Source organism: uncultured Gimesia sp. (assembly GCF_937910335.1).
Classification (GTDB): domain Bacteria; phylum Planctomycetota; class Planctomycetia; order Planctomycetales; family Planctomycetaceae; genus Gimesia.
The window spans coordinates 1-6,752 of sequence record NZ_CALEMX010000321.1; the positions used below are offsets into that span (position 1 = coordinate 1).

Genomic DNA, 6,752 nt, shown 5'->3' on the forward strand with positions numbered 1-6,752 from the left:
CGAGGCTGCCCGCCGTTCAACATGTAAGAATAATATGAAGCAGCTTGGCCTGGCGCTGCATAATTATCACGATACATTTAGAGTGCTGCCTCCCGGTCATATTGGCCGCTGTACAACCCCCAAACTGAATGCCACCGGGTTGACGATGTTGTTGCCCTACCTCGATCAAGCTGTTCTGTATAATCAGTATAATTCCAGCGGCGCAGCGACGCTCTACACGAATACTTCAGCTGGTACTTTTTCCGCTGGTGATGACCCTGTTGCAAACGGAAATGCCGCTGTTGTAAAAAACAAAATAACTGCTTTTCTATGTCCTTCGGATAGTGCTGCTGAGATAATTACATATCCGACCGCACACTACGGGATCTCTTCGACTAATACAGGAACCGGCGGTGCAAAAACAAACTATGACTTCTCTACTACGACCTATTACAACGTTTGTGATAACTGGTCGGCGATTGCGTCGACAAGCCGCTGTATGTTTGGAGATAACAGTAAATGTAAATTTAACGATGTCAAAGACGGCACCAGTAATACCATTATGATGGCCGAAACGACTCGGTCTGTTTACAATGGTGGGACAAATGCCTGGGGGTATCGGGGTCACGTCATGGTTGGCTTGAATCTGGTTTCCTACCCGATCAATCGTTTTTATTACTCCACTTCGGTTCCACCAGAACTCCCTCAGGGAAAGCTGGGGAGTTGGTCGTATGCGGGAAGTTTTCATGTGGGTGGGATGCATTGCCTGTTAGCAGATGGTTCGGTTCACTTTGTAAGTGAAAATCTTGACACCACCATACGGCAGAATCTTGCGAGGATGGCTGATGGGAAAGTACTTGGTGAATGGTAATCGTTCATTGATAGTTCGCTCCGGTTCACTCGAAATAATTTTTCCGAAGAATATTATTACTGTATAAATTAGGGAAAACAGACTTATGTTTATCAAGTTTTGTTATCGTCTTTCTCTCTGCATCCTGGTTTTTGGGGTATCAGGATGCGGAGGAAGCACTGATTCCAGTCCACTCCCCGAAACGGCACCCGTTATGGGAGTAGTAAGCCTGGATGGAAATCCTCTGGAGTTTGCGACAGTGACCTTTGTGCCAAGCGGCTCCACAAAAGGCGTTGAGTGTGTAGGGCTGACTGATGCATCGGGAAAATATACACTCAAACAGATCCGTGGTGCAGAAGGTGTTCCACCGGGGGAGTATCGGGTTGTGATTAATCATTTGGTAACGAGCGACGGTACACCATATAAGCCGGGTAGTGATATTGCTCCGATTACAGCGGGGGCAGAGGAAGCACTACCGGTGCGTTATAGTAGCGTCGACAAAACTACTTTGACAGCGAAGGTCTCTGCAGAGGGGGGAGAGTTTCCGTTTGAATTGAAAGTTAAGAAAAAGAAGTGACGTCAACAGACTTTGTGTTACTGAGTCTGTGAGGCTTCTGCAGTTCCTTGCAGACGAATGATTTCATCTTGTATAGGGATTATTTTCCTCTCAGAAAAAGTACCTAAGGCTGAGAAAACTCTTTTTCTAAAGCAGCGTTAATTGTTGGCTCACCATAAATTTGATTGGGATTGTAGTTTCCTAAACTAATGACATGTTCTCCTTCTCGATTGAAAACCTGGCAGTGTGGTAGCGCCCCACCGTCGATTTTAAAAGCGCGCATTGTTTCCTTAGTAGGTCCTTCTCGACTGATGAATGTTTCAAAAGGTGCCCGTTGTTTTTGCAGATATTCAATCACTTTTTTCTGGTTCTCTGGATTGTCTTCGTCAAGACTGATTGTGATGATCACCAGTCCTTGCTCTGCGTACTTCAGATGCCATTCACTCAGATGATGAAATGACTCCAGGCACATCGGGCACCAAAGTGCCCAGAAGTCAAGCAGTACGACTTTTCCCTTATGCTTTTCAATTTCAGCTTTTAAACCAGTCGGTGTAATCTCTTGTAGATTGATTTGGACGGGTGGTAATTTGGAAATGATCGCCTCCGGTCTGGAAAGCGGTTCTGGATCGGACTCCTGAGTGTCAGGTGTACCTCGCTGACACGAAAGTAGAAAACAGAGCATGATTGAGATCAGGATGAAGTTTTGAGTCATGGCAGGGATTACTATAGATTTAAAATAACAAGAATTATTAACGAAACAGACAGAGTAAAAAAATGTCCTTTCCAGATGTACGTTCTGGAAAGGACGTAGATTGATAAATGATCCGATCAATGAAAGAACACTTTGTTTGATCCTGCAGAATTAACAGCAGGTGAATTCAAATTCAGTGATCTCTCGATGAAATACAAATCAGCTATTTATTGATACTGACTACTTGATTGTCACTAATCGCATGCAGGTATCTCCAAGTCCATCCGTCGATACTGTCAGATGCAAAATGGACAGAACCATCCACCATCAATACGTGTACCCCTCCTGCATGGTAGCTACGGGCAATACCTATATTAGAACCACTAGTACTGGTTCCATTACATCCGTTTGGTGTGGAAATTTCCCTGATGGTATAAACCGTTCCACCCACAGCGGGTTGAGCCCAGCCATATTTGCCCTGACTTGTACCACCGATATTACAATCTACTTTAGTTTTGTTCTGAGCAAACTCAGAAAAACAAATGGTGTTGGATGTTCCATCGGTAAGGAGCCTTAATTTCATTGCAGGATGCGTGAGTGCGGTACCAGCCTCGTTTAGCTGGCCGGCTCGTTCAGAAAAGACACCTGTACCTGAACCAGTTGTACCATGCAAGCCACAAAAACCGTAAGGATGGTTTGATCCTGCTCCCGGATAATTGTGTGTTGCTCCACCAGTCGAATGCATGTCGCTGGTACGATTGTCACTGGGGCAAATATAGACTGGGAGTTGTGTATCTCTGGCAGCCTTATTATTTGCATGATCATAACGTAGATTCATATCTATCTTGTTATAAACATTGGCCTGATCAAGGTAGGGTAACAACATGGTATGCAGCGTATGAAAACTATGCGGAATGCCTGTGGTGTTGAGTGCTGAAGCACTATAACTTCCGCAACAGCATCCTCGACCGTTAGGTGAAATCGTCGCTCTTGGGAAAACCCCCGATGTTCTATCGAGATAGTTTGCGAGTGCTAATCCAATTTGCTTCAGGTTGTTTTTACAAGTGCTTCGCCGGGCCGCTTCTCTGGCCTGTTGCACAGCTGGTAACAGCAATGCAATCAGGATGGCTATGATCGCAATCACAACCAGGAGTTCAATTAATGTAAATGCCTTACGTTTCATCTGAAGTGTCTCCTTCATGTAAAAGGAATGAAAAATAATCTTCCGAAAAAAATTGTGCTTCCAGTAAAACTTTATGTATTGCTTGTTTTCAGTTAGCTTGATCCTGATAAAAAATGAATCAATTATGTTCTGGCAATCGTTTCTACTTTGACTTGAGCTCAAAATCAAAGGTGGTTTTGGAATCAGTCACGTCAGCTTTTAATTCACTGTTGACGCCATATTTTTTATAGGGTCCGGTTTCAATGGCTGCCGCGCCTTCTTCCTCTCCGTTTTCATCTTTCTTCTCATTGACCATGACGGCGTAACTGGCAGGGAAAACATTCTCCAGAGAATACTTTCCTTCAGAATCAGTGACAGCTGCAAACTGGCGATTTTGAGCAGGAGCTCCTGCATCAAGTCGTTTCATAATGATTTCAACATTGGCAGATGGCTTACCATCCAATGTGATTGTTCCGGAGACTGTAAGGGGTTTACCGAGTTCAGCTGTAGGGTCTCCGCCGCAACCATAAAACATAATGAGCGAGAGCATGAAAATAGAAAGTAAAGAGCGGCTCACCGGTGATCTCCTGCGATTGAATAAGCAGAAAATAATAATTTAAGACATGTGATTTATAGAATAACAATTTATTTTCAGAAAGAAAAGAAAAATCACTAAATTATATTATGGATATTTTCTTTTGAAATATGCTACTGAGCGGGCACAGTAACACGATCAAACGCAGATCAAATGAAATTTGCCTCTAGATTTTGAGAACTGCTTTGACAGGATCTGGCATTTTAGTTTGGTTGATCAATGTCGATGTGAGATTGCGTGAACCACCTGATTTGATTGGAGAAATGGCGAAGTGAAGAATGAGGCGACTCAATGCGCTGGTTGCATCTCATGGCCTCCCAGTATTTGGGAAATACGGAACTCCAGCCGAGAGGACGGTTTTATGTGTAGCAAATAAAAAAGCATCCTTTCCAGATGTGAGATCTGGAAAGGATGCTGGTAGACGAGATGAACTCTGAAAGATGACTTTGGTTATTTTGCATGCGCTGAATCAACAACAGGCAAAATTCACTTCAGTGATCTTCTGTCGAATTCCGTATCAATTACTTGTTAATGCTGACTACCTGATTGTCGTTAAATGAGTGCAGATATTGCCAGGTAGGCCCGTCAATACTGTCAGACACAAAGTGGACAGAGCCATCAACCATCAGCGCGTGTACTCCACCTGTGTGATAGCTGCGTGCGATTCCAGAGTTGGAGCCATTGGTACTTGTTCCATTACATCCGTTAGGTGTAGATCCAGCGCGAATTGTGTAGGCTGTACCACCGACGGCAGGTTGAGCCCAGCCGTATTTACCTTGAGACGTGCCCGAAGTAAAACCACATCCAGCCGTTTTTGTTCTGTTCTGAGCAAACTCGGAAAAGGAAATGGTATTTGAAGTTCCATCGGTAATCAGTTTTAATTTCATGGCTGGGTGAATAAGTGCTGTACCAGCTTCATTAATCATTCCATTTCGTTCGGCAAACACACCAGAAGTACCATGGTATCCACAAAAACCATAAGGATGGGTTGAGCCCGCTCCCGGATAATTGTGTGTTGCTCCACCAGTCGTATTCTTGTCGCTGGTACGATTGTCACTGGGGCAGATGTAGACAGGGATTTGCGTGTCGATAGCAGCCTTGTTACTTGCATGATCGAAACGCAGGCTCATATCCATCTTGTTATAAATGTTGGCTTGATCAATGTAAGGCAGCAGCATGGTGTGCATAGTATGAAAACTATGTGGAATGCCTGTGGTGTTGAGTGCTGAAGCACTATAACTTCCGCAACAGCAACCCCGGCCATTCGGTGAAATGGTCGCTCTGGGAAATACTTCCATGGTTCTGTCGAGATAGTTTGCGAGTGCCAGGCCGATTTGTTTCATGTTGTTTTTACAAGTACTTCGGCGGGCGGCTTCTCTGGCCTGCTGCACAGCTGGTAACAGCAATGCAATCAGGATGGCTATGATTGCAATCACAACCAAGAGTTCGATTAATGTAAATGCTTTACGTTTCATCTGAAGTGTCTCCTTCGATTTAATAAATAAAATGAAAATGTATCATGTAAGTAATATCGCTTGTAGCAATACTGTATAATGAAATTATGTTCTGACAATCGTTTCTACTTTGACTTGAGCTCAAAATCAAAGGTGGTTTTGGAATCAGTCACGTCAGCTTTTAATTCACTGTTGACGCCATATTTTTTATAGGGTCCGGTTTCAATGGCTGCCGCGCCTTCTTCCTCTCCGTTTTCATCTTTCTTCTCATTGACCATGACGGCGTAACTGGCAGGGAAAACATTCTCCAGAGAATACTTTCCTTCAGAATCAGTGACAGCTGCAAACTGGCGATTTTGAGCAGGAGCTCCTGCATCAAGTCGTTTCATAATGATTTCAACATTGGCAGATGGCTTACCATCCAATGTGATTGTTCCGGAGACTGTAAGGGGTTTACCGAGTTCAGCTGTAGGGTCTCCGCCGCAACCATAAAACATAATGAGCGAGAGCATAAAAATAGAAAGTAAAGAGCGGGGCACCGGGAGTCTCCTACGATTGAGGGGGTAGAAATTATATTGGACAACATTATAGGCTATCAATGCGACGTTAAAAAGAAAAGAATATTTTTAAAATAATATAAAGAAACAGTTTTAATATATATGGTATGTGTACAAAAATGACTAAGTGTGCAAGCTTGACTAGGGTGGTCTGATGATCAAGTCCGGCGAGTCTCTTCGCCTTATTATATAGGGTAGATAAATGGTGCGATGGCACTGCCACTGATCAGGACCAACAACCCGATTAAAAGGAGTGCAATGATGATCGGTGCCAACCACCACTTTTTGTTATGACATAAAAAGACCCAGAATTCAGCAAGAATGCCTGACGATGTTCCCTCTGACTGGGCCAGGAACTGAGCTGAGCTTTTCTCTGGTTGGGATTGTTTTTCATCTATTTGATCTGTCATTTTAGATTACCCGTGATTTGATGCTTCTCGATTTCATTGAGTTCCGGATGAAGTCAGAACTGTCGAAAGTAGTCTTTTTCCTGGCGAATTGTTTTTTTTACTTTCCAGTAAGATGTCGCCTCAGAATCGAATCGCCTGGCGACCAGGTCATGGCCACAAATACGTAGCGTCATTCCAATCGGAAATATGACCAGATAATATACCATAGCAATCAAAAGGCAGGAAACAATCCACCTGACGGGGTAAAATAGAACCATCCAGGTTATGTAAATCGGCTGAATGTGTTGAGGGGAAATAAGGCCTGTCCCTGACAGTAATATTGCCGCACTCACCAATATTACAACAACAGGAATCGACTCAGTGGCATTGTAGTTGAATGCTGCAATTAAGCAGAGCAGGACCGTCAGCGCCAAGGCAAAGATTCTTAATTCGCGTTTTGTTGGAGTCCAATTGATTTCGGTGAGGGCCATTTTAATTTGATTCAACTAGAGGCAAATA

General features: G+C 43.7%; 9 protein-coding genes. 2 read left to right on the forward strand and 7 right to left on the reverse strand.

The window, feature by feature from the left end:
• Both Q0668_RS12850 and Q0668_RS12855 read left to right on the forward strand, forming a co-directional pair.
• Positions 1–850 (forward strand): DUF1559 domain-containing protein (locus Q0668_RS12850; protein WP_298865234.1); only part of this gene is annotated, 850 nt, incomplete at its 5' end.
• An 85-nt stretch (positions 851–935) separates the two neighbouring features.
• Positions 936–1,406: a carboxypeptidase-like regulatory domain-containing protein gene (locus tag Q0668_RS12855; protein WP_298865237.1), complete on the forward strand. Its 471-nt coding sequence runs from the start codon at positions 936–938 to the stop codon at positions 1,404–1,406.
• Positions 1,407–1,509: 103 nt separating this feature from the next.
• On the opposite strand, the gene Q0668_RS12860 is transcribed toward Q0668_RS12855, so the two are convergent.
• The 7 genes from Q0668_RS12860 to Q0668_RS12890 form a co-directional block, all read right to left on the reverse strand.
• Entirely contained in the window at positions 1,510–2,097 is a 588-nt protein-coding gene (locus tag Q0668_RS12860; RefSeq protein WP_298865240.1) for a TlpA disulfide reductase family protein, read from the reverse strand.
• A 202-nt stretch (positions 2,098–2,299) separates the two neighbouring features.
• A complete protein-coding gene (locus Q0668_RS12865) occupies positions 2,300–3,259 on the reverse strand; it encodes a DUF1559 domain-containing protein (RefSeq protein ID WP_298865243.1) in 960 nt (319 codons plus the stop codon).
• Between the two features lie 142 nt (positions 3,260–3,401).
• Complete coding sequence (locus Q0668_RS12870; protein WP_298865249.1) at positions 3,402–3,815, reverse strand: carboxypeptidase-like regulatory domain-containing protein; 414 nt, start codon at positions 3,813–3,815, stop codon at positions 3,402–3,404.
• Positions 3,816–4,354: 539 nt separating this feature from the next.
• Positions 4,355–5,308: a DUF1559 domain-containing protein gene (locus tag Q0668_RS12875; protein ID WP_298865251.1), complete on the reverse strand. Its 954-nt coding sequence runs from the start codon at positions 5,306–5,308 to the stop codon at positions 4,355–4,357.
• A 104-nt stretch (positions 5,309–5,412) separates the two neighbouring features.
• The gene (locus tag Q0668_RS12880; protein ID WP_298865254.1) at positions 5,413–5,826 is read right to left on the reverse strand and encodes a carboxypeptidase-like regulatory domain-containing protein; all 414 of its coding nucleotides are present in this window, start codon (positions 5,824–5,826) and stop codon (positions 5,413–5,415) included.
• Between the two features lie 203 nt (positions 5,827–6,029).
• Complete coding sequence (locus Q0668_RS12885; protein ID WP_298865257.1) at positions 6,030–6,254, reverse strand: DUF5989 family protein; 225 nt, start codon at positions 6,252–6,254, stop codon at positions 6,030–6,032.
• A 53-nt stretch (positions 6,255–6,307) separates the two neighbouring features.
• Complete coding sequence (locus tag Q0668_RS12890; protein ID WP_298865260.1) at positions 6,308–6,724, reverse strand: SxtJ family membrane protein; 417 nt, start codon at positions 6,722–6,724, stop codon at positions 6,308–6,310.
• Between the last annotated feature and the right edge of the window lie 28 nt (positions 6,725–6,752).

Excerpts from the sequence above, each read along its gene's own strand:
- Q0668_RS12855 (WP_298865237.1), top strand. The coding sequence starts at position 936 with ATGTTTATCAAGTTTTGTTATCGTCTTTCTCTCTGCATCCTGGTTTTT.
- Q0668_RS12860 (WP_298865240.1), bottom strand. The coding sequence starts at position 2,097 with ATGACTCAAAACTTCATCCTGATCTCAATCATGCTCTGTTTTCTACTT.
- Q0668_RS12865 (WP_298865243.1), bottom strand. The coding sequence starts at position 3,259 with ATGAAACGTAAGGCATTTACATTAATTGAACTCCTGGTTGTGATTGCG.
- Q0668_RS12875 (WP_298865251.1), bottom strand. The coding sequence starts at position 5,308 with ATGAAACGTAAAGCATTTACATTAATCGAACTCTTGGTTGTGATTGCA.
- Q0668_RS12885 (WP_298865257.1), bottom strand. The coding sequence starts at position 6,254 with ATGACAGATCAAATAGATGAAAAACAATCCCAACCAGAGAAAAGCTCA.
- Q0668_RS12890 (WP_298865260.1), bottom strand. The coding sequence starts at position 6,724 with ATGGCCCTCACCGAAATCAATTGGACTCCAACAAAACGCGAATTAAGA.